Below are 595 nucleotides of genomic sequence, written 5' to 3' on the forward strand. Positions count from 1 at the left end.
ATTGCTTATTATTTGATTATAAAAACTTAAAAGACTTTCTTTGCTGTTTAAGTCTATAAAATTTAAAAATATATTTTCTTTTGATAATATTTCTTGTAATTCTTTTAAGTTTTTAAAAGCTTGATTTATACTAGAAGTATTTTTTAAAGCATAAATGATATTTTCATCTTTAGAAATTGTTCTATTTATATTATATTGCAATAAAGGATTTTTATAAAGTGTATCACTATTGATTAAGATATTGATATGAAAAGATTCTTTTATATCAATATGTTTTTTAATATGTAAAAATTCTAAAATATTTAAAAAAGCATTAGGTATGTAAAATTGATCTAAACTAAGTTGTAAAAAATGATTAATGTTATGCATAGAAAAAATATCATTATCTTTAATCAAATCATCTTTATTTAGATTAAATAACATAACTCCACCAAAACCCAATAAACTTAAATTTTTTAAATTCTCTAAAGCTTTTCTTTTTTCTAAATCGATTTGAAGTATTTTTTGCATTGTTTTTCCTTTCTTTTGTGGTTTACTCTTTTATATTATGCTCTTTAGCATAAGCTAGTATTTTAGCTCGAAGTTCTTGCGGAAA

The 595-nt window shown here is 20.2% G+C and carries 1 pseudogene; it reads right to left on the minus strand.

The features are described from left to right. A pseudogene (locus BGS40_RS07115) lies at positions 1-510 on the minus strand (hypothetical protein); the annotation flags it as partial. Positions 511-595 lie beyond the last annotated feature (85 nt).

Origin of the sequence: Campylobacter sp. 107, from assembly GCF_002383835.1 — a bacterium.
Classification (GTDB): Bacteria; Campylobacterota; Campylobacteria; order Campylobacterales; family Campylobacteraceae; genus Campylobacter_D; species Campylobacter_D jejuni.